We start from the raw sequence: 25,451 nt of genomic DNA, 5'->3' as shown, positions 1-25,451 counted from the left end.
TTGGAGCGGGAAACGAGGCTCGAACTCGCGACCTCAACCTTGGCAAGGTTGCGCTCTACCAACTGAGCTATTCCCGCATCGAAAATTGTTTCAAGTTGCTGGAGCGGGAAACGAGGCTCGAACTCGCGACCTCAACCTTGGCAAGGTTGCGCTCTACCAACTGAGCTATTCCCGCGCTGCATAACTTGCTACAACCATCTTGATCTCGCTGCTGCTTCGTCAGCGGCGGCGAGAGACTGCGAATTATAGAGATTTGTTCGGGGCTGTCAACACTTCATACATCTATTTTTTTACCCGCAAACTCTTTGGCGGCCATTTGCAGGTAATAAATCATTGACCACAAAGTCAATATGACGGCAACGTACATGGAAAAATTCCCCAAGCAGCGGGCATCGAGGCCCGGCAACAAGGCGCCATCGTACAGCAGCAGCGTGATCGCCAGCATTTGCGCCGCGGTTTTCAGTTTGCCGATGTAAGCCACGGCCACGCTGTTGCGGTTGCCCATGCCCGCCATCCACTCGCGCAGCGCCGAAATGGTGATTTCGCGGCCGATGATGATCATGGCCATCCAACCCTCGGTGCGGCCCAGTTGCACCAGCAGGATCAGCGCGGCGGCGACGATGAGCTTGTCCGCCACCGGATCGAGAAAGGCGCCGAACGCCGATGTCTGCCCCAGCTTGCGCGCCAAAAAGCCATCCAGCCAATCGGTGGCGGCCGCCAACGCGAAAATGCCGGCCCCCACGACATTGCGGCTATGCAGCAGCAAGATGGAGTCCGGCAGGAAAAACACCGCCACGCAGATCGGGATCAAGGCGACCCTGATCCAGGTCAGTAATATCGGCAAATTGAAGGGCATCGGTTTTGGTCTTGTCGCTTCAGGCTTGTCAACAACGCGGGCCGGCGCCCCGAGCCTGGATCAGGGGCGCCCGCCGCTTACAATCAACTAATGCAAGGCATTGTAAATCTTTTCCGCCAGGGTTCGGCTGATGCCTTCCACCTGCGTCAGATCATCCACGCTGGCAGCCACCACGCCTCGCAGCCCGCCAAAGCGCGTCAGCAGCTGCTGGCGACGCTTGGCGCCGATGCCGGGGATGTCTTCCAGCGTCGATGCCGTTCGCGCCTTGGCCCGCCGCGCGCGATGGCCGGTGATGGCAAAGCGGTGGGCCTCGTCGCGCACGGTCTGGATCAGGTGCAACGCCGGATGGTCCTGGCGCAATTGTAGCGTCTTTTCCAGATACGGCAGGATCAGCGTTTCCAGACCGGGCTTGCGCTCCTCTCCCTTGGCGATGCCGACGATGGGCAAATTCAGCCCCAATTCGCCGAATACCTCCAGCGCCACGCCCACCTGGCCCTTGCCGCCGTCGATGAACACCGCGTCCGGCAATCTGCCCTCGCCTTCCGCCAGTTTGCCGTAGCGACGTGACAGGACTTCGCGCATCGCGGCGTAATCGTCGCCCGGCGTGGCGGTGGCGATGTTGAAGCGCCGGTATTCGCTAGGCTGCATCGCGCCCTTGTCGTACACCACGCAGGACGCCACCGTGGCCTCGCCCATGGTGTGGCTGATGTCAAAGCACTCGAAACGGCCGGCATCCTCCAGTTCCAAGACCTCGTTCAGCTGCGCCAGCCGCTGGCTTTGGGTGGCCTTGCTGCCCAAACGCTGCAGGATGGCCAGCTCGGCGTTCTTTTCCGCCATCTCCAGCCATACCCGGCGCTCGCCTATCGGATTGCTGACGATGGCGATCTTGCGGCCGGCCCGCTCCAGCAAGAACTGCTGCAGCGCGCCATCCAACGGGCCGTTGACGACCAGCACGGTCGGCACCGTGGCATTCAGGTAGTGCTGGGCGACGAAGGCCTGCAGGATTTCCTCGGCGGTATCGGCCTCGCCGCCTATCGGGAAGTGGCTCTTGTCCCCCAGGTGGCGGCCGCCGCGTATCATCACCAGATTGACGCAGGGCTGGCCATCGCGGATCCGCGCCGCCACCACATCGCAATCCTGCTGGCTCTGGTTGCTGGCGACAAACTGCTTCTCCTGTACCCGCGCCAGCGCCTGGATCTGGTCGCGCAGCTCTGCCGCCTGCTCAAAGGCCATCGCCTCCGCCGCCGCCGTCATCCGCCGCGTCAGCTCGTCTATCAGCTCGCTCTGCCGCCCATTCAGGAAGGCGACCGCGCTGGCCACGTCCGCCGCGTACTCTTCTTTGGAAATATGCTCGACACAGGGGCCGGAGCAGCGCTTGATCTGATACAGCAGACAGGGACGCGAACGATTGGCGAACACCGCGTCCTCGCAGGTGCGCAGGCGGAATACCTTCTGCAGAATCTGGATGCTCTCGCGCACCGCGTAGCTGTTGGGAAACGGGCCGAAGTACTGGTTGGGCTTTTTCGGCTCGCCGCGGTAGTACGCCATCTGCGGAAAGGCATGCCCGCTGAGCATCAGATAGGGATAGGACTTGTCGTCGCGAAACAAAATGTTATAGCGCGGCGACAGCGCCTTGATCAGATTGTTCTCCAGAATCAGGGCCTCGGCCTCGGAACGGGTGACCGTGGTTTCGATATTGGCGATCTGCCGCACCATCAGCCGGATGCGCGGGCTGAGATCGTTCTTCTGGAAATACGAGCTGACCCGGCGCTTCAGATCTATCGCCTTGCCGACGTACAGCACCTTGCCGTCTTCGCCCAGCATGCGGTAGACGCCGGGCAGCGATGGCAGGTTCTGCAATACGCTCTGGTAGTCGAATTCGGGCTTGGACACTTATTTATTGCACCAGGTCTGTACGTCTTTCTGAGCCTGGCGGATCATCTCGTTGCGCTGGGCGTCGGTGGCCAGCGCGGTGGAGCCCGGCAGGTGGATGCGCCCGTTCAGCTGCAGCGTGGACAGATTGCTTTGCGCCTGCTTGCAGTTCTGCTCCTTGATCTTGGCGTTGGCGGCCGCGATGGCCGCGCTGTCGGACGCCACGGGCTTGCTCTCGGCTTTCTTTTCCGCCTTTTTTTCCGATTGCGGCGCGGACGCCGGCATCGGCGCAGGGTGCGTCCGCACGTTCAGCTTGCGCGCGTTGACATTGGGCGGCGGCTGATCGGAATACACCTTTTTGCCGTTGGCGTCGGTCCAGGTGTAGACCTCGGCCGATGCGGCGGCCGGCGTCAGCAAAACCAGCAAAAACGTCCATACTACAGATGACTTCATTGTCGCTATCCCCGAACCCTCTGGCTGTATGTTCCGGATTGTAAGGCTTGCCATCCGGCCGCGCAAAAGCGGTCGGAACGCGTTTTTGCAGAACCGTCGCCGATCCGGTACAATGCGGCTTTGCCGCCTAAGGAAACGCGATGCGTATCATCGAGAAAGCCTATACTTTCGACGACGTTCTCCTCGTCCCAGCTCATTCTGAAGTTCTGCCGCGCGACGTATCGCTCGCTACGCGCCTCACTCGCAACATCACTTTGAACCTGCCGCTGGTTTCCGCCGCCATGGACACCGTGACCGAAGCCCGCCTCGCCATCGCCATGGCGCAGGAAGGCGGCATTGGCATCGTGCACAAGAACATGGGCGTCGAGAAGCAGGCTGCCGAAGTTTCCAAGGTCAAGCGCCATGAGAGCGGCGTGGTGAAAGACCCGATCACCATCGCGCCGGACATGCTGGTGCGCGATCTGGTCCTGCTGACCCGCCAGTACAAGATCTCCGGCCTGCCGGTCATCGAAGCCGGCAAGGTGGTGGGCATCGTCACCAACCGCGACCTGCGCTTCGAAACCCGCCTGGACCAGACCGTCGGCTCCATCATGACCCCGCGCGAGCGCCTGATCACCGTCAAGGAAGGCGCCAGCATCGACGAGGCCCGCGAACTGATGCACAAGCACCGCCTGGAGCGCGTGCTGGTGATCAACGACGCCTGGGAGCTGAAGGGCCTGATCACGGTCAAGGACATCATCAAGACCAGCGAACACCCGAACGCCAACAAGGATAGCCAAGGCCGTCTGCGCGTCGGCGCGGCCGTCGGCACCGGCGCCGACACCGAAGAGCGCGTCAAGGCGCTGGTGGCCGCCGGCGTGGACGTCATCGTGGTGGACACCGCCCACGGCCACAGCCAGGGCGTGCTGGACCGCGTGCGCTGGGTCAAGCAAAACTTCGAGCATGTCGACGTGATCGGCGGCAACATCGCCACCGCCCAGGCCGCGCTGGATCTGGTCAAGGCCGGCGCCGACGGCGTCAAGGTCGGCATCGGCCCCGGCTCGATCTGCACCACCCGCATCGTGGCCGGCGTGGGCGTGCCGCAGCTGACCGCCATCCACAACGTGTCCGAAGCGCTGAAAGGCACCGGCGTGCCGATGATCGCCGACGGCGGCATCCGCTTCTCCGGCGACATCGCCAAGGCGCTGGCAGCAGGCGGCAACGCGGTGATGCTGGGCGGCATGTTCGCCGGCACCGAGGAAGCCCCGGGCGAAGTGGAACTGTTCCAGGGCCGCTCCTACAAGTCCTACCGCGGCATGGGCTCGCTGGGCGCGATGAGCCAGGGTTCGGCCGACCGTTACTTCCAGGACAGCTCCAACGCCGCCGACAAGTTCGTGCCGGAAGGCATCGAAGGCCGCGTGCCGTACAAGGGCCCGATCGGCCAGGTGATCCACCAACTGGTGGGCGGCCTGCGCTCGTCCATGGGCTACCTGGGTTGCCCGAACATCGATCAACTGCATGAGAAGGCGCAGTTCGTCGAGATCACTTCGGCCGGCATCCGCGAATCCCACGTCCACGACGTGCAGATCACCAAGGAAGCGCCGAACTACCACGTCGAACGCTAAGCCGTTACGCTGGAATTCGCCATGAAGGCAGGCCTCTCGGCCTGCCTTTTTCTTTGCCTGACGCCGTTTCCTGCCCCTCATCCTCTCTGCCAACCATTGCGCCTGGCTTGGCACAGCGCTATTTACCACCCGCACAAACAAAACCGCCCGGACCAGGCCGGGCGGTTGCAAAGGAACGATGTTCCCGCTTAGTTGAACGACAGCGCGCTCAGGAAATCGCCCATCGGCTTACCGCCGTTCTTCACCAGCGCGGCATCGCGCGCGCTCACCCCCGGCAAAGGCTTCAGGCCGAAACGACGGGTCAGGAAGCGCAGGATCGATGCGGTGTCGTACTGGGTATGATCGACAAAGCCCTTCTTGGCGAACGGCGAGATCACAATCGCCGGGATACGCGTGCCCGGCCCCCAGCCATCGCCCTTCGGCACCGCGGCATGGTCGTAGAAACCGCCGTTTTCGTCGTAGGTGACGATCACTAGCATGTTTTTCCACTGCGGGCTCTTCTGCAACTGGGCGATCACCGAGGCGATGTGCTGGTCGCCATCGGTCACGCTGGCGTAACCAGGGTGCTGGTTCAGATTGCCCTGCGGCTTGTAGAACGCCACTTGCGGCAACTGGCCCTTGGCGGCGTCGGCGAGGAAGCTCTGGTCGAAGTCCTTCAGATGCTTGGCGCGGTAGTCGGCCTGCTTCACCGGGTCAAAATTGGCGAAGTAATTGAAAGGCTGGTGATGCGGCTGGAACTGGATCGCGCCGCCGTAAATCTGGCTGCTGTCGGTGAGCGCGGTATTCCAGCCGCCGGCATACCAGGCCCAGCTGACCTTCTTGTCGTCCAGACGATCGGCAATGGTGGCCTGGGTTTGCACCGGCAAAGTGGAAGCCTTCGTCAGATCGCCGTATAGCTTCTTGTCCGCAGACGCGTTGCCGGTCGGCTGGAACGGCGGCTGCATGGTGTTGACGGCATAGAACTTGCCGTCCTTGACTGCCGGCGTGCCGTCGCTCTTGAATTTAGGCGTAAGCGTGCTGTCGTTTTTGTATAGGGCCTTGCCTGTCAGAACGGAGGCCGGGCTGTTGGCGGCCGGCGTCAGGCGCAGGAAGTTGCCCTTGGCGTCGGTATCGATCGCCGAGATGCTGCCCTTGGCGACCGAGGTGTCGGCATTCGGATATTCCGGCGCGCAGGCGCAGATCAGGTACTGGTGATTGAGGAAAGAGCCGCCGAAAGCGCCCATGAAGAAGTTGTCGGCCAGCGTATACTGCTTGGCCAGCTGCCACATCGCCATCTTGCTGCCGTCGTAGTAGCCCATGGTCAGGCCGCCGGCATCCGAATACGCGGTGAACTTGTCGTTGGCGCCGCCATTGATCTGCATCTGGTTATTGAAGAAGCGGTGCACCAGATCGCGCGTGACCACCGATTGCGACACCACCACGCCCGTGCCGTTCAGGCCCTTGGGATCGTCGATCTGGAACGGCTTGTTGGCGAAGTTCGCCGTCTGCTGCTGGGTCAGACTCACGCTCTGGCCGCCAGCGGTCAGGCCACCCCACGTCGGCGGCAAGACTGGCAGGACCGAACCGTCAAAATCCTTCTGCGGCTCCGCCTTGCCCTTGGACGTCGGGTTGACGTTCGGAATGCCGTTGGCGCCCGGGAATAGGCCGTACAAGTTATCAAAGCCGCGGTTCTCGGCGTAGATCACCACTACGTTCTTGATATCGCTCAGGCCCAGACGTTTGTGCAGATTGCTCTTGATATCGCCGGTGGCACCGGCTTCCTTCACCGCGTTGGCGATGGCGTCGATATTCTGGTTGATCGCCCCTTTCAGCGTGGCCTTGACGTCCGGATCGCTTTCCTTGTTGTGGTCGGCCATCACTTTTTCCGGATCGACGCCCAGGCGATCCGCCACGGCCTTGCGCGCGGTGGGCAGATCCATGCCGCCGTCCATCAGGTCTGCGATTTCGGTGGTCAATGAGCTGACCACCACATTATTGGCGCCGGACGGGGCGCGGAAAATCAGCGGATCGGTTACCGGGCTGGCCGTGCCGGTATCGGGATCATAACGCGTCGCATCGGTTCCCACTTCCACCAGCACCGCGCCGCTGCCTTTCAGCGAGAACGCGCCGTTGTCGTCGGTGTAGGCAAACGGCTCATTGCTGTCGCAATGACCGTTGCCGTTTTGATCCAGGCACACTTTGGCGTGGCGGAAATAGCTGCCGGTCACCACGCCGCTGGTGCTGGAGGGGGCCGCGCTGGCGGAAGAGGAGCCGCCGCCGCCGCAGGCGGTCAATACGGCCGCGCCGATCAGGGTCAGCGCAAAGCCACAGGTCAAGCGTTGCATGGGATGATCATCCTTGCGGTTTGATGGAGTGTGCGGATTATCCTGATGGAATGTTTCAGTACGTTTACAACTTGTTAACATTCCCCTCGCCCACCACATCCGGGAAACAAACTGCCCACTGTCACATTTCTGTCACTTTCACGCAGTACAGTCGCCGCCACACTTCATCCATCCGACATCATGCTGCGCACACTCATCCCGCTATCGATACTGGCCGCCCTTTCCACCGCTCCGCTTGCCGCGCCACCCGCCCAGCCGGCCTACGTCGGCGCCGCCTATGCGCCCGGCCCCCGCCCGGTCAGCGCCAAGGCCTTGGAAAGCCTGGGCCGCCAGCTATTTTTCGACCGCTCGCTATCGGCATCCGGCGCCATGTCCTGCGCCACCTGCCATAGCCCAGCGCATGCCTATGGCCCGCCCAACGGACTGGCCGTGCAACTGGGCGGCGTCGATGGCAAGCAGCCAGGCACCCGCGCCACGCCGTCCTTGCGCTATCTGCAAACCGTGCCAGCCTTCAGCGAACACTTCCATGACGATGACGGCAACGACAGCGAGGATGCCGGCCCGACTGGCGGCTTCACCTGGGACGGCCGCGCCGACTCCACCCACAGCCAGGCCTCCCTGCCCTTGCTGGCCCCCAACGAAATGGCCAATGGCACGCCGGCCGCCGTAGTGAAAAAATTGCAGGCATCGCCCGCTGCCGACCGCTTCCGCCAATTGTTCGGCAAGGACATCTTCAGCCATCCGGACGCGGCGTTCGCCAAGGCGGTGCTGGCGCTGGAGGTTTTCCAGCAGAATCCCAGGGAATTTGCGCCTTACGACAGCAAGTACGATGCCTATCTGCGCGGCCAAACCAAGCTCAGCGCCCAGGAAATGCGCGGGCTGAAGGCTTTCAACGATCCGGCCAAGGGCAATTGCGCGTCCTGCCATCTGAGCGCGCGCAGCGAAAACGGCGCGTTTCCGCTATTCAGCGATTTCGGCCACATCGCCGTCGGCGCGCCGCGCAACCCGGCCATCGCCGCCAACCGCAACAGCCATTACTACGACCTGGGCTTGTGCGGCCCCTATCGCACCGACCTCAAGACCCATGCCGAATACTGCGGACTGTTCCGCACGCCCAGCCTGCGCAATGTCGCCACCCGCAAAACCTTCTTCCACAACGGCTCGTTCAACGATCTGCGCCAGGTACTGCGCTTCTACGCCGAGCGCGACACGCATCCGGAAAAGTGGTACCCGAAGGGCAAGGACGGCAAGGTGGCGAAGTTTGATGACCTGCCCGCGCGCTACCACGGCAACGTCAACATGGAGCCGCCATTCGGCGGCAAACCCGGCGCCAAGGCGGCTTTCGACGAAAAAGACATCGACGACATGCTCGCCTTCCTGAAAACGCTGAACGACGGCTACAAGCCGCCCAAGCCGAAGAATATCTGAGAGCGCTCGCCCCGATCAGGCGGGCAGCCAACAAAAAAGCCCACCGCTGCACGGTGGGCTTTTTTACTGGCGCAATCTCGCGCGGCTTACAGGCCGAACGGGTGACGCAGCACGATGGTTTCTTCGCGGTCCGGACCGGTGGACACGATGTCGACCGGCGCGCCGCACACCTCTTCGATGCGCTTCAGGTAAGCCTGGGCGTTGGCCGGCAGATCTTCCCAACGCTTCACGCCGACGGTGGTGCCCGTCCAGCCCGGCAGGGTTTCGTATACCGGCTCGCACTTGGTCACAGCATCGGAGCCGAACGGCAGGATGTCGATCAGCTTGCCGTCCAGCATGTAGCCGGTGCACAGCTTGATCTCTTCCAGGCCGTCCATCACGTCCAGCTTCATCACGCACAGGCCGGACACACCATTGATCTGGATGGAGCGCTTCAGCGCGGCGGCATCGAACCAGCCGCAGCGGCGCGGACGGCCGGTGACGGAGCCGAACTCGTTGCCGCGCTTGGCCAGGAAGGCGCCGATCTCGTTTTCCTGCTCGGTCGGGAACGGACCGGAGCCGACGCGGGTGGCGTAACCCTTGACGATGCCCAGCACGTAGTTGAGCATTTGCGGCGCCACGCCGGCGCCCGGCGCCGCCGCGCCGGCCACGCAGTTGGACGAGGTCACGTACGGGTAGGTGCCGTGGTCGATGTCCAGCAGCGTGCCTTGCGCGCCTTCGAACAGGATGGGCGTGCCAGCCTTGTCCATGTCGTACAGGGTGCGCGACACGTCAGCCACCATCGGCTTGATGCGCTCGGCCATCTTCATGGTGTCGGCCAGGATGGCCTCGTAGCTCACCGGCTCGGCCTGGAACAGATTGGTCAGCAGGAAGTTGTAGTAGTCTACGTTTTCCTTCAGCTTGGCGGCGAAGCGCTCGGCGTTGAACAGGTCGATCACCTTCAGCGCGCGACGGGCCACCTTGTCTTCGTAACACGGGCCGATGCCGCGGCCGGTGGTGCCGATCTTGCCGGCGCCCATGGCGGCTTCGCGCGCCTGGTCCAGAGCGATGTGGTACGGCAGGATCAGCGGGCAGCCTTCTGCAATCTTCAGGCGGGCGGAGGCGTTGACGCCGGCGGCTTCCAGCTCGTCGATCTCCTTCAGCAGGGCTTCCGGCGACAGCACCACGCCATTGCCGATGAAGCACTCGACGTCCGGACGCAGGATGCCGGACGGCACCAGGCGCACGACGGTCTTCTTGCCGTTGACCCACAGCGTATGGCCGGCGTTGTGGCCGCCCTGGAAGCGCACCACGGCACGCGCGTGGTCGGTCAGCCAGTCAACGATTTTGCCCTTGCCTTCGTCACCCCACTGGGTGCCAATCACGACAACGTTCTTGGACATTGGAAAAAACCTCTTCGTCAGTCAGATTCAAACAAAAAATCAATGAAACGGCGCCAGCTGCCAGCCTTGCTCGGCAGGCACCAGCTCGCGATCGCAATTCAACGCGTCCGCCGATTCGCCCAGATAATCCACCACCACCATCTCGCCTGCGGCGCGCAAACGCGCCACTTCCTCAGCGGCAGCCGGCAGATGGCGCGCCGAGACGCGAATGCCGCGGCTGGAGTCGCGTTCCGGCAGGATGCGCAGCAGGTCGCGCAAGTCCAGGCTGAAGCCGGTAGCCGGACGGGCGCGGCCAAAGCGCCGGCCCACATTGTCGTAGCGGCCGCCGCGCGCGATGGCGTCGGACCAGCCCGGCGCGTAAGCCGCGAACATCAGGCCGGTGTGATAGAAATCGCCGCGCAGCTCGGCCAGATCGAAGCTCAGCTCCGCCCGGCCCTGCATCGCGCGGGCGATGGCGGACAGCTGCATCAGCCCCAGCTCCACCTCCGGCAGAGAAGGCAGACGGGTGCGCGCCTTCTCCAGCACAACAGCCGGACCATACAATTCCGGCAGCGCCAGGAAAGCGCTCTTGTAAGGTTCGGCCACGCCGGCCACCAGCGCCGCGATGCCGGCGGCATCCTTGTTCTGCAACAGGCCGAACAGCTCGCGGCTCACCTCCGGAGCGAGGCCGGCCGCCGCGGCCAAGCCGCGGTAGATGGCGATATGGCCCACATCCAGGCGCAGTTTTTCCACACCGGCTTTTTCCAGCGTGGACAGCATCAGATCGATGATCTCCAGGTCGGCCTCGATGCCGGCATAGCCGTACAGCTCAGCTCCGACCTGCAGCGGCTCGCGCGAGCTGGTCAGGCCGGACGGGCGGCTGTGCACCACGCTGCCGGCGTAGCACAGGCGGGTGACGCCGGTGCGGCCGCCCAACAAGTGGGCGTCGATGCGCGCCACCTGCGGCGTGATGTCGGCGCGCAGGCCCAGCTGGCGTCCGGACAACTGGTCGTCCAGCTTGAAGGTTTTCAGGTCCAGCGTGACGTCGCCTTCGCTGACCAGCGAATCGATGTACTCGATCAGCGGCGGCAGCACCAGTTCGTAGCCAGCCACGCGAAAGCCTTCCAGCATCGCGGCCTTGGCGGACTCAACCTGGCGCGCCGTGGCCGGCAGGATGTCCGCGATATATTCAGGTAACAGCCAATTACGCATTTCGTTTCAACAGAATAAAAGGCGGGAGGAGCCCCGCCTTGTCATCAGCAAACTGGCCAGGTCGCCCCGGCCAGTCTTCTTTATACTAAATTGTCGCTTACTTGCTCTTGCCTTGTCCCGCCTGCGGGTTCTTCAGATACTTGAAGAAATCGCTGCTCGGATCCAACACCAGCACGTCGCTCTTGTTCTTGAACGACTCCTTGTACGCATCCATGCTGCGCCAGAAGGCGTAGAACTCCGGATTCTTGCCGTAGGCCTCGGCGTAGATCGCCCCCGCCTTGGCATCGCCCACGCCCTTCAGTTCCTGCGCCTTGCGATAGGCTTCGGCCAGGATCACGTCGCGCTGCTTGTCGGCTTCCGCCCGCACCCGCTCGGCATCGGCCGCGCCTTCGCTGCGCAGCTTGCTGGCCACGGTGCGACGCTCGGACTGCATGCGGTCGTAGACGGAACTGCTTATTTTATCCGGAAAGTCGACGCGTTTTAAGCGGACATCGAGAATTTCCACGCCTATTTTACGCGCATCCGCGTCCGCGCGCTTGCGAACCGTCTCCATGACCTGATCGCGCTGGCCGGAAATGACGTCGGCAACGGTCTTCTGGCCGAACTCCGCGCGCAGGCCATCATTGATGGTCTGCTTCAGACGCGCCACCGCGGCGGCTTCGGTGCCCACGCTCTTGTAGAACTGCGACACATCCACCACGCGCCATTTCACGAAGCTATCCACCAGCACGTTCTTCTTCTCGCGGGTATTGAACAGCTCAGGCGTTTCCGCATCGATGGTCTGCACGCGGCGGTCGAAGTAGCGCACGTTCTGCAGCAGGGGAATCTTGAACTGGATGCCCGGCTGGGAGATCACCTTGACCACCTCGCCGAACTGGAAAACCAGCGCGTACTGGCGCTGATCGACGGTGAACAGCGACAAGCTGGCGACAAACAGCGCGCCGGCGATCGCCACCAGGGTTGGGATCAATCTTTGCGTCATCGCTCCGCTCCAAAAATATCGCGACCGCGCGAGGTATCGCGCCCGTTCTTGGCCGCCGGCGGATTAGCCGGCTGGGCCGGGGCCGCAGGGGCCGGGCTCGCGGAGGGTTGGGCGAGAGCCGGCGCGGCGGCGCCGGGAGCGGTCATCTGCACCAGCTTGTCCAGCGGCAGGTAGAGCAGGCTGTTGCCGCCCTTCTGATCCACCAGCACCTTGCTGCTGTTGTGCATGATCTGCTGCATCATGTCGAGGTACATGCGGTCGCGCATGACCTTGGGCGCCTTGTTGTATTCAGGCAACACTTGCTTGAATCGCTGGGCATCACCCTCGGCTCGCTCCACCACCTGCTGCTGGTAAGCCTCGGCTTCCTGCACCAGACGGGAGGCCATGCCCTTGGCCTTGGGCACCACCTCGTTGGCGTAGGCCATACCCTCGTTCAGCAGCTTGTCCTTGTCCTGGCCCGCCTTCACCGCGTCGTCGAACGCCGCCAGCACCTGCTGCGGCGGCTGAACGTCGTTGATGTTGACCTTGGCGATGCGGATGCCGGCCTGGTAGCGGTCCAGCACTTCCTGGATCAGCTTGTGCGCGTCGACGGCGATCTGGGCGCGGCCCTCGTTCAGGACGAAGTCCACCTTGTTGCGGCCGACCACCTCGCGGATGGCGGTTTCCGTCGCCTGCTTGACCAGATCCTTGCCGTCGCGCTCGCGCGCGGCGTTGTTGAACAGAAACGCGCGCGCATCCTTGATGTCGTACTGGACCGACAGCTGCACATCGATGATGTTCTGGTCTTCGGTCAACATCAGCGATTCTTCCGGCACGCGGTTCTGCGCGCTGCCGCGATAACCGACTTCGACGCTGCGCACCTCGGTCAGGTTGACGATCTCGGACTTCTCGAACGGATACGGCGCGCGCCATTGCAGGCCCGGCTCGGTCAGGCGATTGAAACTGCCCAGCCGCAGCACCACGCCGGCTTCGCGCGCGTCCACCACGTAGAAACCGCTGGCCAGCCACAAGGCGGCCAATACGCCGATCACGGCGGCGGCGCCGCCTTTGAACGACGGCGGCGACATGCCGGAGCCGGGGCGTCCGCCCTGGCCCATCGGATTGTTCGGGCCGCCATTGCCGGACTTGCCGCCCAGCAGGCGGGACAGTTTGCGGTTCAGATCACGGAACACTTCATCGAGGTCCGGTGGCCCATTCTGGCCGTTGCGGCCACGGTTCGGGTCATTCTGCGACATGCTCGTATGGTTCTTTATGGTTGTTTGCGAAAGGTTGCACCCGTTCGGCAATCGCCTCGCGCAAGAGTTCCAGCCCCTCGCCCTTCAGCGCCGATACGCGTACCGAAACGATCTGGCCATCCTCGCCGCGCTCGATCTCCGGCGGCAGCGCTTTCAGATCGCATTTGTTCCATACGATGAGCTGTGGAATGCCGTCGGCGTCGATTTCGGCCAGCACCTTGTTGACCTCCTCGATCTGCGCATCGCGCATCTCATTGGCGCAGTCCACCACATGCAGCAGCAGATTGGCCTGGACCGTCTCCTCCAGCGTGGCGCGGAAAGCCGCCACCAGGGTATGCGGCAGATCGCGGATGAAGCCGACGGTGTCGGACAGCACGACGGAACTTTGATGATTCAGGAACAGTTTGCGGCTGGTGGTGTCCAGTGTGGCGAACAGTTGGTCGGCGGCGTAGCTATTGGCCTTGGTCAACGCATTGAACAAGGTGGATTTGCCGGCGTTGGTATAGCCGACGATGGACACCGAGGCGATGCCGGCGCGATTGCGTCCCTTGCGCTGGGTGCTGCGCTGCTTCTGCACCTGGGCCAAACGCTCCTTCAGCGCCTTGACGCGGATGCCGAGCAGGCGGCGGTCGGTTTCCAGCTGGGTTTCGCCGGGGCCGCGCAGGCCGATGCCGCCCTTCTGCCGCTCCAAGTGGGTCCAGCCGCGCACCAGGCGCGTGGAAAGATGCGACAGCTGAGCCAGCTCCACCTGCAGCTTTCCTTCATGGCTGCGGGCGCGCTGAGCGAAGATATCGAGGATCAGGCTGTTGCGGTCGATCACGCGGCACTGGATCACGCGCTCCAGGTTGCGCTCCTGGCCCGGCGACAGCGCGTGGTTGAAGATCACCACGTTGGCGCCGGTGGCCCGCACCATGGAGGCGATCTCCTCCACCTTGCCTTTGCCGGCGAACAGGGCGGCGTCGGGGCGCTGGCGCTTGCCCTGCACCATGCCGAGAATTTCGACATGGCTGCTGCGCACCAGCTCGGCGCACTCGGCGACACTTTCCTGGTAGTCGGCATCACCAAAATCCAGGCTGACCAGGACGGCCTGGTCGCCTAAGTCGGGACGATCAAACATGCTGTAGCAATCTAGTGCGGCGATAAAAGACAAAGGCCGAAAGGCCGCATGCATGATGCGGCCGATCGGCCCGGGCGGCGAGGCCGGCTGCCTTAGGCGTCCTGCGCCTGTTCCTGCTTCTGCGCCGGGTGTTCGTGCGGGATGGTAACCGCGCGAGCCGGGACCACGGTGGAGATGGCGTGCTTGTAAACCATCTGGGTGACCGTATTCTTCAGCAGAACCACGTACTGGTCGAAGGATTCAACCTGACCCTGCAGCTTGATGCCGTTGACCAGATAGATGGAGACCGGCACGTGTTCCTTACGCAGGATGTTCAGGAACGGGTCTTGTAACATTTGCCCTTTAGAGCTCATTCGTTTTTCTCCGAATCGTTGATTGTTGTATTAACTGTGCAGCGAACAGCGCGGCGGCCTGCTTATTTTTAGCAGAAAACATTCCGGCGTACTATTTTTTGCTGTTTTTGCCGTAGCGAACTTCTTTTTCCCTGCCCCGCATCTTGGACATCGGCTTAGGCTTGGCCCGGGATTTCTCCTTGCCGTCGTCGTTGTCGAACGGGTTTTCCGACGATTTATACTGCACTCTCAGCGGGGTGCCCTGCAGTTTGAACACTTTACGGAAAGTATGTTCCAAATAGCGGGTGTAGCTGTTGGGTATATTGTCGAGCGCGTTGCCGTGCACGACGATGATAGGCGGATTCTGCCCGCCTTGGTGCGCATAGCGCATCTTGGGGCGGATCAGGCCGCTGCGCGGCGGTTGCTGGCGCTCCAGCGCCACCTGCAGCACCCGCGTCAGCTTCGGCGTCGCCAGCTTCACCATCGCGGCGCGGTAAGCCTCGTCGATCGATTTGAACAAGTCTGCCACACCTCGGCCCTCGATGGCCGAGATGTAATGAAACTTTGCGAAATCCAGAAAGTTGAGCTTGCGCGCGATCTCGCGGCGCACGGTGTCTTTCTGCTCGCTGTCCAGGTTGTCCCACTTGTTGACCGCCACCACCAGGGCGCGGCCGGCTTCCAGCGCGAAACCGGCGATGGTGGCGTCCTGCTCGGAGATGTCCAGCTGGGCATCCAGCACCAGCACCGCGACGTTGGCGTCTTCAATCGCCTTCATGGTCTTGATGACGGAGAATTTCTCCAGCATCTCGTTGACCTTGGCGCGGCGGCGCACGCCGGCGGTGTCGATGATGGTATAGGTATGGCCTTCGCGCTCAAAATCAATATAGATGCTGTCGCGGGTGGTGCCGGCTTGGTCGAAGGCGATGACGCGCTCCTCGCCCAGAATGGCGTTCACCAGGGTGGACTTGCCGACATTCGGCCGGCCGATCACGGCGAACTTCGGATGGCGGCTGTCTTCTTCCTCCACTTCATCGGGGAAGCCCTCCAGCACCAGTTCCATCAGCTCGCGCACGCCGTCGCCGTGAGCGGCGGAAATCACCAGCGGCTCCCCCAGCGCCAGTTCATGGAACTCGGCGCCGGCGATGGCATGCTTCATGCCTTCCGCCTTGTTGACGGCCAGGAACACCGGACGGTCCAGCTGGCGCAGGCGGTTGGCGATGATCTTGTCTTGCGGCGTCAGGCCGGAGCGGCCGTCCACCAGGAACACCACGGCATCGGCTTCGTCAACGGCCTGCAAGGTCTGCTTGGCCATTTCGAACAGGATGCCTTCGTCCACCACCGGCTCGAAACCGCCGGTGTCCACCACCAGATACGGCTTCTCGCCGACCCGGCCATGGCCGTAATGACGGTCACGCGTCAGGCCCGGCTGGTCGGCGACCAGGGCGTCGCGGCTGCGGGTCAGCCGGTTGAAGAGGGTCGACTTGCCCACATTGGGGCGGCCGACCAGCGCTACGGTAGGTTTCATGTAAAACTGCTTTTATCCCAAATTCAGCATCGCCAAGCGGCCATCCTGTCCCTGTACCAGGGCGGAGGAGCCGAGCGACACCGGTTGATTGACCGGACCGGAGGTGCCGATCTTGCTGCGGCCGACAATGCCGCCGCTCTCGTTGGATAGCAGATGCGCATAGCCTTCGCCATCCACCACCAGCACGAAGCGGCCCAGCATGACCGGGCCGGAGACATCGCGGTACTTCAGATCGTCGTTTTTCCAGACGTTGCGGCCGCTCTGGCGATCATAGGCCCAGACCGAACCGTTTTCCGCCGTCACGTAGACATTGCGGGCGTCCACCGCCAGGCCGTGGCTGGACGAGATCTCGCGCGCCCACTGCAGGCTGCCGCTGCGGGCCTCAAAGCAGGCGACGCGCCCTTGATAGGCCACGGCGCACACCTGGCCGCCATCGAATACCGGGCGGCTGGTGACGTCGGTGACGCGCTCCAGCTCGGTGGCGCCGCGCGGCGTGGCCACGGCGCCCTGCCACAGCGAATTGCCGGTTTGCGGATTGATGATGTCGAGCTGGCCGCCGGCCTGCCCCACCATCACCGCCTCGCGGCCCACCGCGCGCATCGAGCCGTCGTTGCGCACCGTCAGCTGCGGCAATACGTTGCCGACCGACCACTGCTGCTTGCCGTCGGCCAGGTTGAACCCCGTCAGACGGGCATCGTTGGTGCGCACGATGACCTTGTCGCCGGCGATCTGCGGCGCTTCCAGCATCAGGCTGGTCAGGGACTGCTCCCACAGCGTCTTGCCGCTGACGCGGTCCACCGCCAGCAGCTTGGCGTCCTGCGTGCCCACCAGCACGGTATCGCCGCTGACGGCGACGCCGGTGCTCAGGCCGCGCTTCAGCGACACATCGCTCTGGATACGGCCGGACAGGGCATCGATGCTGCGGATGCGCCCCGTAGCGTCTGCGGTCACCACATTGCCGTTGGCGTACACCGGCAGGAAGCTGCCGGCCGGCGCCGCCTGCTGTAGCGTCCATTTGAGCTCCAGCGTCTGCAGCGGCTTGATGGCGGCCAGCGGCGTCGGCTGAAATTGCGAGGAACCTTCAAACCAGCTGGCGCAGCCAGCCAGCGACAAGGAAGAGATGACAGCGGTAAGCAACAGTTGGCGGCGCATGCGATCAGCCTCCCAACGCGTCGAGTTTCATCCGAACCAGCTCGCGGCTCGGGTTTTCTTGCACCAGCTTCGCCAGCGCGGCCTTGTAGGCGTCGCGCGCGCCGGCGGCATCGCCCTTGGCGGAGAACACATCGCCCTTCAACTCGAGATACTCGGCGTCGAAAGCAGCCGGGTGCGGCTGGTTCAGCTCGGAGATCGCGGCATCGTACTTCTTCTGCTGCAGATGCAGCGAAGCCAGGCGCAGGCGGGCGATGGCCTGCATGGCCTCGTCCTTGCCGTTCGTCACCACCCACTGCAGCTGGCTGGAGGCCAGATCCAGATCGTTCTTGTCGAACGCCGCCTTGGCCAGCACCAGCGCGCTGCGGCTGGCGTAAACCGTGCCGGCGAACTCGCCCTGCAATTGCTGGGCCGCCGTTTTCAGCTTGGCGACATCCTTGGCGGCGATGGCGGCGTCCACCGCTTCATACGCGACGGCGGCTTTTTCCGCTTGCTGGCGCTGATACATGCCATAGGCCTTGTAACCCAGGTAGCCGAGGCTGACCGCCAGCACTGCGCCGCCGATCAGTTTGCCCCACTGCTGCCAGAAGGCCTTCATCGAATCGATCTGTTCCTGTTCCTGCAAGTCGAACGCCATTGCGTTCCCCCTTATTCAATCAAGCTTTCAGAGTGGCCAGCGTCGCGGCGACATCCGCGGCTGCCACGGTCTTTTGTTCGATTTCCGCGCGCAAGGCCTTGATCACGGCCTGGCCGGCGGCGATCTCGTTCTCGCCGACGATGACGGCGAACGCCGCGCCGCTGGCATCGGCCTTCTTCATTTGCGACTTGAAACTGCCCTCGCCCAGGTGCTGCACCACGGAGAAACCGGCGGCGCGCAGTTGCTGCGCCAGCTTCATCGAGTACAGGCCCGCGCCCGCGCCCTGGTTGACCAGGTAGACATCGACGCCGCGCTGCGACGGCAGCAGGCCCTTGTCCTGCAGCAACAGCAGCACGCGCTCCATGCCCATGCCGAAGCCGATGCCCGGCGCCGGCTTGCCGCCCAGCTGCTCGATCAGGCCGTCGTAACGGCCGCCGGCGCAGACGGTGCCCTGGGCGCCGAGCTCGGTGGTCACCCACTCGAACACGGACTGGTTATAGTAGTCCAAACCACGCACCAGCCGCGGGTTTTCCACATACTCCACGCCCAGCGCGGCGATCATCGCCTTCCAGCCCTCGTAGTGGGCGCGCGACGCCTCGCCCAGATAGTCGGACAGTTTGGGCGCGGCGTTGGCCATTTCCTGCAGCGCCGGATTCTTGGTGTCCAGCACGCGCAGCGGATTGGTGTACAGGCGACGCTTGCCATCCTCGTCCAGGATGTCGACGTGGCGCTCCAAGTACTGGATCAGCGCGTCGCGGTGAGCGGCCCGCTCTTCCTTGTTGCCCAGGGAGTTGATTTCCAGACGCACATACTGGCTGATGCCGAGACGGCGCCACAGGTCGGCCGTCATGGCGATGATTTCGGCGTCCACGTCCGGGCCGGCAAAGCCCAACGCTTCCACGCCCATCTGGTGGAACTGGCGGTAACGGCCCTTTTGCGGACGTTCGTGGCGATACATCGGGCCCATGTACCACACCTTCTGCGTGGCGTTGTAGAGCAGATTGTGCTCGACCACCGCGCGCAGCGTGCCGGCCGTGCCTTCCGGGCGCAGCGTCAGGCTGTCGCCGTTCAGGCTGTCAACGAAGGTGTACATTTCCTTTTCGACGATGTCGGTGACTTCGCCGATGGAACGGACAAACAACGCGGTATTTTCCAGGATGGGGGTGCGGATGTTGTGGTAGCCGTAGTCGGCCAGCAGCTTGCGCAGCACCCCTTCAAAATATTCCCACTGGTAGGATTCGGTCGGCAGCACATCGTTCATGCCTTTGACCGCTTGGTATTTCTGAGCCATTGCTATCTTCTTGTATCAGCTGAATTCTGGTTCCGTCAGGCTTTCACCGGCTGGATCGGAATCGTGCGGCTGGCGTTTTCGCGGCGCTTGGCGCCGCCTTCGCCGTAGCGGGTTTTGACGTAGTTGTCGACGATGGCGGTGAACTCGGCCGCGATGTTGTCGCCCTTCAGCGTCACATCCTTGTGGCCGTCCACATAGACCGGGGCCACCGGCACTTCGCCGGTGCCGGGCAGGGAGATGCCGATGTCGGCCAGCTTGGACTCGCCCGGGCCATTGACCACGCAGCCCATCACCGCCACCTTCATGTCCTCGACGCCAGGATATTGCAGACGCCATACCGGCATCTGCTCGCGCAGGTAGTTCTGGATATCGTCCGCCAGCTCCTGGAAGAAGGTGCTGGTGGTGCGGCCGCAGCCCGGACAGGCGGTGACCAGCGGCGTAAAGCTGCGCAGACCCATGGTTTGCAGCAACTCCTGCGCCACCACCACTTCCTTGGTGCGGGCTTCGCCAGGTTGCGGCGTCAGCGAGATGCGGATGGTGTCGCCTATGCCTTCCTGCAACAGAACGGCCAGCGCGGCGCTGGAAGCGACGATGCCCTTGCTGCCCATGCCGGCTTCGGTCAGGCCCAGGTGCAGCGGGTAGTCGCAACGGCTGCCGAGCTCGCGGTAGACGCTGATCAGGTCCTGCACATTGCTGACCTTGCAGGACAGGATGATATTGTCCGGCGACAGGCCGATTTCCATGGCTTTATCGGCCGACTCCAGCGCCGAAACAATCAGCGCTTCCTGCATCAGCTTGGGCAGCGGCAGCGGGGTGGCTGCGCGGTTGTTGGCGTCCATCATGCGCGCCAGCAAGGCTTGATCCAGGCTGCCCCAGTTGACGCCGATGCGCACCGCCTTGTCGAGCTCCATCGCGGTGCGGATCATGAAGGCGAACTTGTCATCGCCCTTGGCGCCCTTGCCGACGTTGCCGGGATTAATCCGGTATTTGGCCAGCGCCTGGGCGCAATCCGGGTATTCCTTCAGCAGACGGTCGCCGTTGAAATGGAAGTCGCCAACCAGCGGCACATTGCAACCTTGATCATCCAGCCGCTGGCGGATTTCCGCCACGCGCGCCGCCGCTTCCGGCGAGTTGACGGTGATGCGCACCACTTCGGAGCCAGCTTGCGCCAGCTGATACACCTGTTCCGCCGTCGCGGCGGCGTCGGCGGTATCGGTATTCGTCATCGACTGCACCACCACCGGCGCGGCGGAGCCTACCAAAACATGCCCCACCCGCACCAGGCGGGTGGGGCGGCGCGCGATATTCACGCTATCCATTCGCTACCCTGCATCACTTGAGTTGAATCTTGGCGGTTGTGCCGCGGATCTTGTCGCTGAAGTCCACCGGCTTGCCGTTGTAGCTCAGCTCTACCTGGCTGGCGTTGCCCACCACCACTTTGAACGGCGCGGTGCCGGAAACCTCGGTGGCATCGCCAGGCTGCATGACTTTGTAAATCAGTTTGCGGCCGGTGGCGTCCTGCACCGATATCCAGGCCGCGTCCTTGACGTTGACGCTGACCTTGTCGTTGCCTGGCGCGGCGGCCGGGGCGCTCGCCACCGGCTTGGCGGCAACCGCCTTGGCCGGCGCGCTGGCGACAGGCTTGGCAGCAGCCAGCTGGGCCGGGCTGCTGGCTGCCGGCTTGACGGCCGCCACCGCAGCGGAGGCCGGAGAATTCGCCTGCGTGGCAGCCGCTGGAGCGGATGCCGCCACGGCAGACGCATCATGTTGCTGAGTCAGCATCGGGGCCAGTTGGTCGTCCGCATGCTGTTCCGCCTTGGCGCCGCCATCGTCGCGATTGGCGTACCAGAAGCCGCCGCCCGCGATGCCGGCGACAATCACCGCCAGCGCCAGCCATTTGCCAATGGACGGGCCTTCACGGCTTTCCGTCGGCGCGTCCTCCGGCTCCTGCGGCAAGTCGCGCGCGGCGGTGCCTTTTACCAGATTGGCCACATCATTGACGGCCGAGGGGAAATGCTGCTCCAGGGCCTGCATCAGCGGCTCCGGATCCACGCCCAAGAAACGCGCGTAATTGCGTACGAAGCCACGGACAAAGGTGGCGCCGGGCAAAGCGTCGAAATCGTCGCGCTCGATCGCTTCCAACTGCCGCATCGACAGCTTCAGCCGATCAGCCACTTCCCCCAAGCCCAGTCCGGCCGCCTCGCGCGCCGCTTTCAAACTGGGGCCGATGCCTTTGGGCATCGGAGCGTCTAGATGTTCGTTTGTTCTTTCCATCCTCAGCTTCCACTCAACAGCAGTTGTGTTTCTCTAGAGTCCGGATACCGGTTCTTCAGCTCGCCGGCGCATTCGCTTTCCAACGTGCCGTCGCCGGTCTTGCGGGCGATTCTGGCTCCCAGCCACAGGTCGGCGGCACCCAAACCCTCGGGACTGGCGCTGCGCAGCCTGCCGAAATAGAAAGCGGCTAGTTTTGCATTACCCTGGCCAAGATGCATCTCCGCCAGTTCGCGCAGCGCCGGCGGATAATTGGGCGCCGCGCGCAAAGCGTCCAGCAGATACTCATTGGCCTTGTCCGCCTGGCCAAGCTTGAGGCTGCAACGCCCCAGGTTCAGATAGGCGGATTGAGGAGAATCATACAGCGGATTGGCCAGCGCCTTCAGAAACAGCGGCAGCGAATCCTGCACCCGGCCGTTTTCGCACAAAAACAGGCCGTAATTATTGTTGGCGGCCGAATTCGCCGGGTCCAACTGCAAGGCGCGGCGGAAATCCTGTTCCGCCTGGTCGTTCTGCTGCAGCAAGCCCAGCACATAGGCCCGGGCGACATACGCGGCCACATAGGACGCATCCGCCTGCACCGCCTGATTGGCGTTGTCCAGCGCCGCCTTCAGATTGCCTATCCTGGCGTACTCCACGGCAAGCTGGCTGCGTATCTGCGCCAGCTCATTGGTATTAGCCGCCATGGCGGAGGTGGCGACGCCAAATGCCAACAGCCATCCAGCCAACCCTCCCCGCCATTTATTCATAGTTTCTTATCCTCGCTTATTTGCATCCATTTGGCCTGACGCTTGGTTTTATCTTGCACTTGGCCGGCCAATTGACCACAGGCTGCATCGATGTCGTCGCCGCGCGTCTTGCGCACGGTCACCACATAGCCTTGTTCTTGCAGAAGTTCACGGAAAATGCGGATCGCGTTGTTGCTGGAACGATCATAACCCGAGTTGGGGAAAGGATTGAATGGGATCAGGTTGAATTTGCACGGCACATCCCTCACCAACTCCATCAACTGGCGAGCATGTTCCGGTCTATCGTTGACCCCGTCAAGCATCACATATTCAAAGGTGATGAAATCGCGCGGCGCTTTTTCCAGATAGCGGCTGCAGGCGGCCATCAGCTCCGCCAGCGGATATTTCTTGTTGATCGGCACGATCACGTCGCGGATCGCGTCGTTCGGCGCATGCAGCGACACCGCCAGCGCCACTGGGCACTCCTCGCGCAAACGGTCCATCTGCGGCACCAGGCCGGAAGTGGACAGCGTGACGCGGCGGCGGCTCAAACCATAGCCATGGTCGTCCAACATGATCTGCATGGCGCTGACCACGTTGTCGAAATTGGCCAGCGGCTCGCCCATGCCCATCATCACCACATTGGAGACGACGCGCTCGTTCTTCGGCGTCACGCCCATGGCCTTGTTGGCCCACCACAGCTGGCCGATGATCTCGGCGGTGCTCAGGTTGCGGTTGAATCCCTGGCGGCCGGTGGAGCAGAACGTGCACTCCAGCGCGCAACCGACCTGGGATGACACGCACAAAGTGCCGCGGTCGTCTTCCGGAATGAACACGGTTTCCACACCGTTGCCGGTGCCGACGTCGAGCAGCCACTTGCGGGTGCCATCACTAGACTCCTGCCCGGTCATCAGCGACGGCACGCGCACCTCGGCGCGCTCGTGCAGCTTGGCGCGCAGGCTCTTGGCGAGATCAGTCATCGCGTCGAAATCGTCTTCGGCCATCTGGTGCATCCAGCGCATCACTTGCTTGGCGCGAAACGGCTTCTCGCCCATTTCGGCAAAATGCTGGGTCAACTGGTCCAGATTGAAGTCGAGCAGGTTGGTTTTCATGCAATCCTCGAGAGGGGAAAGAGGCCGCCGCTTGCGCGGCGGCCTCCGGTCAATCAACTACAGTTCGAGATTAGCGCGAGCAGATCTCGGAAGCGGCGAAGAAGTAGGCCACTTCGATGGCAGCGTTTTCCACGCTGTCGGAGCCGTGCACGGCGTTGGCGTCGATCGAGTCGGCGAAATCGGCGCGGATGGTGCCGGCTTCAGCCTTCTTCGGATCGGTGGCGCCCATCAGCTCGCGGTTCTTCAGCACGGCGTTCTCGCCTTCCAGCGCCTGGATCATCACCGGGCCGGACACCATGAAGCTCACCAGATCGTTGAAGAACGGACGTTCTTTGTGCACGGCGTAGAAGCCTTCGGCTTCCGCGCGGGACAGCTGCTTCATCTTGGCGGCCACAACCTTCAGGCCGGCGGATTCGAAGCGGTCGTAGATTTTACCGATTACGTTTTTCGCAACGGCATCCGGCTTAACGATGGACAAGGTACGTTCGATTGCCATATAAATTCTCCCTAACGACAAGACAAGTGGCTAAACTTGAGTATTATGACGCCACTCGGGTTACCCAATTCTGACGAACCCGCTATTTTAGCAGCGTTTTCAAACACGTGCTGCACATTCCATACAGGCACCATGCGAGAACAAAATCAGCAGCAAGCGCCGCAAATCGGCCCGGACGAATCCGACCTCAACAGCAAGCTGAAAAAACGGCTATGGATTGCCGGCGGACTGGTCGCCGTCGCCGTCGCCGCCATCCCACTGATGGACGCGCTGACCAAACCCAAAGTGGAGATGAGCAGCGACGCCCCCACACCCAGCTCAGGCAAGATCGTCAAACCGGCGTCCAGCCCGGAGGCCGGCATCATCACGCCGCCCAAGATCGCCAGCGCGCCCGCGCAGCAAAGCAGCGCGCCGACAGCGGAAGCCGGCAACGGCGCCCCCGTCGCGCCAGCCGCGAATCCTCCGACCACGCCGGACCTGAGCAAAACGCCCGCCATCGCCAATCAGCAAGCGGCCAGCCGACACCCGCCCCCCCCCCACGCAACGGCGCCCAGCCAGACGCAACCCGCCAGCAAAGCCGCAAGCCTGGAACGCGAAACACCTCCGAGCAAAACGGCAAGCGCCCGCCAACCCAGCACGCCCGCGCGCAGCGAAGCAGCCGCAGCGCCCAGCATGGACAGCGCCGCCGCCCCAAAAGTTGCGCCGCCGGCAGCAACAATACCGCCAAGCCCCCCTGCCAAAGCCGAACCCGCAGGCAGCTCAGTGGGCTACCAAGTGCAGCTAGGCCTGTTCGCCAGCATGGGCAACGCCCAAAAGCTGGTGAAAGAACTGCAGAAACACGGCATTGCAGCGCACACCGTCACCCGCGTCCAGGTTGGCCCGTTCAAAAACCGGGCAGAGGCCGACGAAGCCATGAAGAAATTGCGCGAACTAGGCTACGCCCCATTGCTCGCCCCCAACGGGCAATAATAAACAAAGCCCGCTTGCGCGGGCTTTTTCACATCCAGAGAACAAATGCAAAAAGCCCTGGATTGACTCCAGGGCTTTTTTAAATTCTGGCAGGCAGTACAGGGCTCGAACCTGTGACCCTCGGAATCAAAATCCGATGCTCTACCAACTGAGCTAACTGCCAACACTATCCCGAACCGCACAGCGCCTCGAGAGAAAAGAACTATACCTTAACTGATTAATCTTAGCAAGCGCTTTATATTATCTTTTGCACGAGGCAATCAATAAACCACTCACCCGCAGAAACCAGCAAATATACAGATACCAGCGAAAGAAAAGACTCGACAGATAAATTAAACTGACGAGCCTGATTCTTTATGGTGCCGGTAATAGGAGTCGAACCTACGACCTTCGCATTACGAATGCGCTGCTCTACCAACTGAGCTATACCGGCAATCCAATCTGTTAAAAAAGCCCTGATTCTCTGAATTTGAAAATCAAGGCTTTTTTGAATTCTG

At 62.7% G+C, this 25,451-nt stretch carries 22 protein-coding genes and 3 tRNA genes; 3 read left to right on the top strand and 22 right to left on the bottom strand.

Annotated features, from left to right (window positions below; translation table 11 throughout):
* Nucleotide 1: 1 nt before the first annotated feature.
* From QUG01_RS08720 to QUG01_RS08700, 5 genes are all read right to left on the bottom strand, one after another.
* Nucleotides 2-77 (bottom strand) — tRNA-Gly (locus tag QUG01_RS08720).
* Between the two features lie 22 nt (nt 78-99).
* Nucleotides 100-175, bottom strand: a tRNA-Gly gene (locus QUG01_RS08715).
* 99 nt (nt 176-274) lie between these two features.
* Nucleotides 275-856, bottom strand: a complete 582-nt coding sequence (gene pgsA / locus QUG01_RS08710) for a CDP-diacylglycerol--glycerol-3-phosphate 3-phosphatidyltransferase (protein WP_500829780.1) — start codon at nt 854-856, stop codon at nt 275-277.
* A gap of 87 nt (nt 857-943) precedes the next feature.
* The gene (gene uvrC, locus QUG01_RS08705; RefSeq protein WP_500829779.1) at nt 944-2,749 is read right to left on the bottom strand and encodes an excinuclease ABC subunit UvrC; all 1,806 of its coding nucleotides are present in this window, start codon (nt 2,747-2,749) and stop codon (nt 944-946) included.
* Complete coding sequence (locus tag QUG01_RS08700; protein ID WP_500829778.1) at nt 2,750-3,181, bottom strand: DUF4124 domain-containing protein; 432 nt, start codon at nt 3,179-3,181, stop codon at nt 2,750-2,752.
* Nucleotides 3,182-3,321: 140 nt separating this feature from the next.
* On the opposite strand from QUG01_RS08700, the gene guaB reads away from it, so the two are divergent.
* Entirely contained in the window at nt 3,322-4,785 is a 1,464-nt protein-coding gene (guaB, locus tag QUG01_RS08695) for an IMP dehydrogenase (RefSeq protein WP_500829777.1), read from the top strand.
* 188 nt (nt 4,786-4,973) lie between these two features.
* Here the strand turns inward: guaB and acpA are convergent, their stop codons facing one another.
* Nucleotides 4,974-7,109 carry an acid phosphatase gene (gene acpA, locus QUG01_RS08690; protein ID WP_500829776.1) on the bottom strand — a complete coding sequence of 712 codons (2,136 nt, stop codon included), beginning with the start codon at nt 7,107-7,109 and terminating at the stop codon, nt 4,974-4,976.
* Between the two features lie 180 nt (nt 7,110-7,289).
* On the opposite strand from acpA, the gene QUG01_RS08685 reads away from it, so the two are divergent.
* Nucleotides 7,290-8,537: a cytochrome-c peroxidase gene (locus QUG01_RS08685; protein WP_500829775.1), complete on the top strand. Its 1,248-nt coding sequence runs from the start codon at nt 7,290-7,292 to the stop codon at nt 8,535-8,537.
* A gap of 86 nt (nt 8,538-8,623) precedes the next feature.
* Here the strand turns inward: QUG01_RS08685 and QUG01_RS08680 are convergent, their stop codons facing one another.
* The 15 genes from QUG01_RS08680 to ndk form a co-directional block, all read right to left on the bottom strand.
* Complete coding sequence (locus QUG01_RS08680) at nt 8,624-9,919, bottom strand: adenylosuccinate synthase (protein ID WP_500829774.1); 1,296 nt, start codon at nt 9,917-9,919, stop codon at nt 8,624-8,626.
* A gap of 39 nt (nt 9,920-9,958) precedes the next feature.
* Nucleotides 9,959-11,110 carry an ATP phosphoribosyltransferase regulatory subunit gene (locus tag QUG01_RS08675; protein ID WP_500829773.1) on the bottom strand — a complete coding sequence of 384 codons (1,152 nt, stop codon included), beginning with the start codon at nt 11,108-11,110 and terminating at the stop codon, nt 9,959-9,961.
* Nucleotides 11,111-11,207: 97 nt separating this feature from the next.
* Complete coding sequence (gene hflC / locus QUG01_RS08670) at nt 11,208-12,092, bottom strand: protease modulator HflC (RefSeq protein ID WP_103319894.1); 885 nt, start codon at nt 12,090-12,092, stop codon at nt 11,208-11,210.
* Nucleotides 12,089-13,327 (bottom strand): FtsH protease activity modulator HflK, encoded by a 1,239-nt coding sequence (hflK, locus tag QUG01_RS08665; RefSeq protein ID WP_500829772.1) that lies wholly within the window; start codon nt 13,325-13,327, stop codon nt 12,089-12,091. Before hflK ends, hflC begins: the two co-directional genes overlap by 4 nt.
* On the bottom strand, nt 13,314-14,444 hold the full coding sequence (gene hflX, locus QUG01_RS08660; protein ID WP_500829771.1) for a ribosome rescue GTPase HflX: 1,131 nt from the start codon (nt 14,442-14,444) through the stop codon (nt 13,314-13,316). Before hflX ends, hflK begins: the two co-directional genes overlap by 14 nt.
* Before the next feature lie 92 nt (nt 14,445-14,536).
* Nucleotides 14,537-14,797 (bottom strand): RNA chaperone Hfq, encoded by a 261-nt coding sequence (gene hfq / locus QUG01_RS08655; RefSeq protein WP_043625265.1) that lies wholly within the window; start codon nt 14,795-14,797, stop codon nt 14,537-14,539.
* 91 nt (nt 14,798-14,888) lie between these two features.
* On the bottom strand, nt 14,889-16,301 hold the full coding sequence (der, locus tag QUG01_RS08650) for a ribosome biogenesis GTPase Der (RefSeq protein ID WP_103319900.1): 1,413 nt from the start codon (nt 16,299-16,301) through the stop codon (nt 14,889-14,891).
* A gap of 12 nt (nt 16,302-16,313) precedes the next feature.
* Nucleotides 16,314-17,453: an outer membrane protein assembly factor BamB gene (gene bamB / locus QUG01_RS08645; RefSeq protein WP_500829770.1), complete on the bottom strand. Its 1,140-nt coding sequence runs from the start codon at nt 17,451-17,453 to the stop codon at nt 16,314-16,316.
* Nucleotides 17,454-17,457: 4 nt separating this feature from the next.
* Nucleotides 17,458-18,087, bottom strand: coding sequence for a YfgM family protein (locus QUG01_RS08640; RefSeq protein ID WP_500829769.1), 630 nt, complete (start codon nt 18,085-18,087; stop codon nt 17,458-17,460).
* Nucleotides 18,088-18,106: 19 nt separating this feature from the next.
* Complete coding sequence (hisS, locus tag QUG01_RS08635) at nt 18,107-19,378, bottom strand: histidine--tRNA ligase (RefSeq protein WP_500829768.1); 1,272 nt, start codon at nt 19,376-19,378, stop codon at nt 18,107-18,109.
* 35 nt (nt 19,379-19,413) lie between these two features.
* Nucleotides 19,414-20,697, bottom strand: a complete 1,284-nt coding sequence (ispG, locus tag QUG01_RS08630) for a flavodoxin-dependent (E)-4-hydroxy-3-methylbut-2-enyl-diphosphate synthase (protein WP_500829767.1) — start codon at nt 20,695-20,697, stop codon at nt 19,414-19,416.
* 13 nt (nt 20,698-20,710) lie between these two features.
* Complete coding sequence (locus tag QUG01_RS08625; protein WP_500829766.1) at nt 20,711-21,652, bottom strand: helix-turn-helix domain-containing protein; 942 nt, start codon at nt 21,650-21,652, stop codon at nt 20,711-20,713.
* Between the two features lie 2 nt (nt 21,653-21,654).
* On the bottom strand, nt 21,655-22,398 hold the full coding sequence (gene pilW, locus QUG01_RS08620) for a type IV pilus biogenesis/stability protein PilW (RefSeq protein ID WP_500829765.1): 744 nt from the start codon (nt 22,396-22,398) through the stop codon (nt 21,655-21,657).
* The gene (rlmN, locus tag QUG01_RS08615; protein ID WP_500829764.1) at nt 22,395-23,489 is read right to left on the bottom strand and encodes a dual-specificity RNA methyltransferase RlmN; all 1,095 of its coding nucleotides are present in this window, start codon (nt 23,487-23,489) and stop codon (nt 22,395-22,397) included. The genes pilW and rlmN overlap by 4 nt, the downstream gene beginning before the upstream one ends.
* 70 nt (nt 23,490-23,559) lie before the next feature.
* Nucleotides 23,560-23,985 carry a nucleoside-diphosphate kinase gene (ndk, locus tag QUG01_RS08610; protein WP_043625243.1) on the bottom strand — a complete coding sequence of 142 codons (426 nt, stop codon included), beginning with the start codon at nt 23,983-23,985 and terminating at the stop codon, nt 23,560-23,562.
* Nucleotides 23,986-24,117: 132 nt separating this feature from the next.
* Between ndk and QUG01_RS08605 the strand changes: the two genes are divergently transcribed.
* The gene (locus QUG01_RS08605) at nt 24,118-24,954 is read left to right on the top strand and encodes an SPOR domain-containing protein (RefSeq protein WP_500829763.1); all 837 of its coding nucleotides are present in this window, start codon (nt 24,118-24,120) and stop codon (nt 24,952-24,954) included.
* A 357-nt stretch (nt 24,955-25,311) separates the two neighbouring features.
* On the opposite strand, the gene QUG01_RS08600 is transcribed toward QUG01_RS08605, so the two are convergent.
* Nucleotides 25,312-25,387 (bottom strand) — tRNA-Thr (locus tag QUG01_RS08600).
* Nucleotides 25,388-25,451 lie beyond the last annotated feature (64 nt).

The sequence above is a fragment of the Chromobacterium sp. CCUG 76385 genome (genome assembly GCF_059916625.1).
Note: the sequence above shows the minus strand (reverse complement) of the source record. Positions and strands in the feature narration are given on the sequence as shown.

Coding starts and splice junctions, on each gene's coding strand:
- pgsA (WP_500829780.1), bottom strand. CDS start 856: ATGCCCTTCAATTTGCCGATATTACTGACCTGGATCAGGGTCGCCTTG.
- QUG01_RS08700 (WP_500829778.1), bottom strand. CDS start 3,181: ATGAAGTCATCTGTAGTATGGACGTTTTTGCTGGTTTTGCTGACGCCG.
- guaB (WP_500829777.1), top strand. CDS start 3,322: ATGCGTATCATCGAGAAAGCCTATACTTTCGACGACGTTCTCCTCGTC.
- acpA (WP_500829776.1), bottom strand. CDS start 7,109: ATGCAACGCTTGACCTGTGGCTTTGCGCTGACCCTGATCGGCGCGGCC.
- QUG01_RS08685 (WP_500829775.1), top strand. CDS start 7,290: ATGCTGCGCACACTCATCCCGCTATCGATACTGGCCGCCCTTTCCACC.
- QUG01_RS08680 (WP_500829774.1), bottom strand. CDS start 9,919: ATGTCCAAGAACGTTGTCGTGATTGGCACCCAGTGGGGTGACGAAGGC.
- QUG01_RS08675 (WP_500829773.1), bottom strand. CDS start 11,110: ATGCGTAATTGGCTGTTACCTGAATATATCGCGGACATCCTGCCGGCC.
- hflC (WP_103319894.1), bottom strand. CDS start 12,092: ATGACGCAAAGATTGATCCCAACCCTGGTGGCGATCGCCGGCGCGCTG.
- hflK (WP_500829772.1), bottom strand. CDS start 13,327: ATGTCGCAGAATGACCCGAACCGTGGCCGCAACGGCCAGAATGGGCCA.
- hflX (WP_500829771.1), bottom strand. CDS start 14,444: ATGTTTGATCGTCCCGACTTAGGCGACCAGGCCGTCCTGGTCAGCCTG.
- hfq (WP_043625265.1), bottom strand. CDS start 14,797: ATGAGCTCTAAAGGGCAAATGTTACAAGACCCGTTCCTGAACATCCTG.
- der (WP_103319900.1), bottom strand. CDS start 16,301: ATGAAACCTACCGTAGCGCTGGTCGGCCGCCCCAATGTGGGCAAGTCG.
- bamB (WP_500829770.1), bottom strand. CDS start 17,453: ATGCGCCGCCAACTGTTGCTTACCGCTGTCATCTCTTCCTTGTCGCTG.
- QUG01_RS08640 (WP_500829769.1), bottom strand. CDS start 18,087: ATGGCGTTCGACTTGCAGGAACAGGAACAGATCGATTCGATGAAGGCC.
- hisS (WP_500829768.1), bottom strand. CDS start 19,378: ATGGCTCAGAAATACCAAGCGGTCAAAGGCATGAACGATGTGCTGCCG.
- ispG (WP_500829767.1), bottom strand. CDS start 20,697: ATGGATAGCGTGAATATCGCGCGCCGCCCCACCCGCCTGGTGCGGGTG.
- QUG01_RS08625 (WP_500829766.1), bottom strand. CDS start 21,652: ATGGAAAGAACAAACGAACATCTAGACGCTCCGATGCCCAAAGGCATC.
- pilW (WP_500829765.1), bottom strand. CDS start 22,398: ATGAATAAATGGCGGGGAGGGTTGGCTGGATGGCTGTTGGCATTTGGC.
- rlmN (WP_500829764.1), bottom strand. CDS start 23,489: ATGAAAACCAACCTGCTCGACTTCAATCTGGACCAGTTGACCCAGCAT.
- ndk (WP_043625243.1), bottom strand. CDS start 23,985: ATGGCAATCGAACGTACCTTGTCCATCGTTAAGCCGGATGCCGTTGCG.
- QUG01_RS08605 (WP_500829763.1), top strand. CDS start 24,118: ATGCGAGAACAAAATCAGCAGCAAGCGCCGCAAATCGGCCCGGACGAA.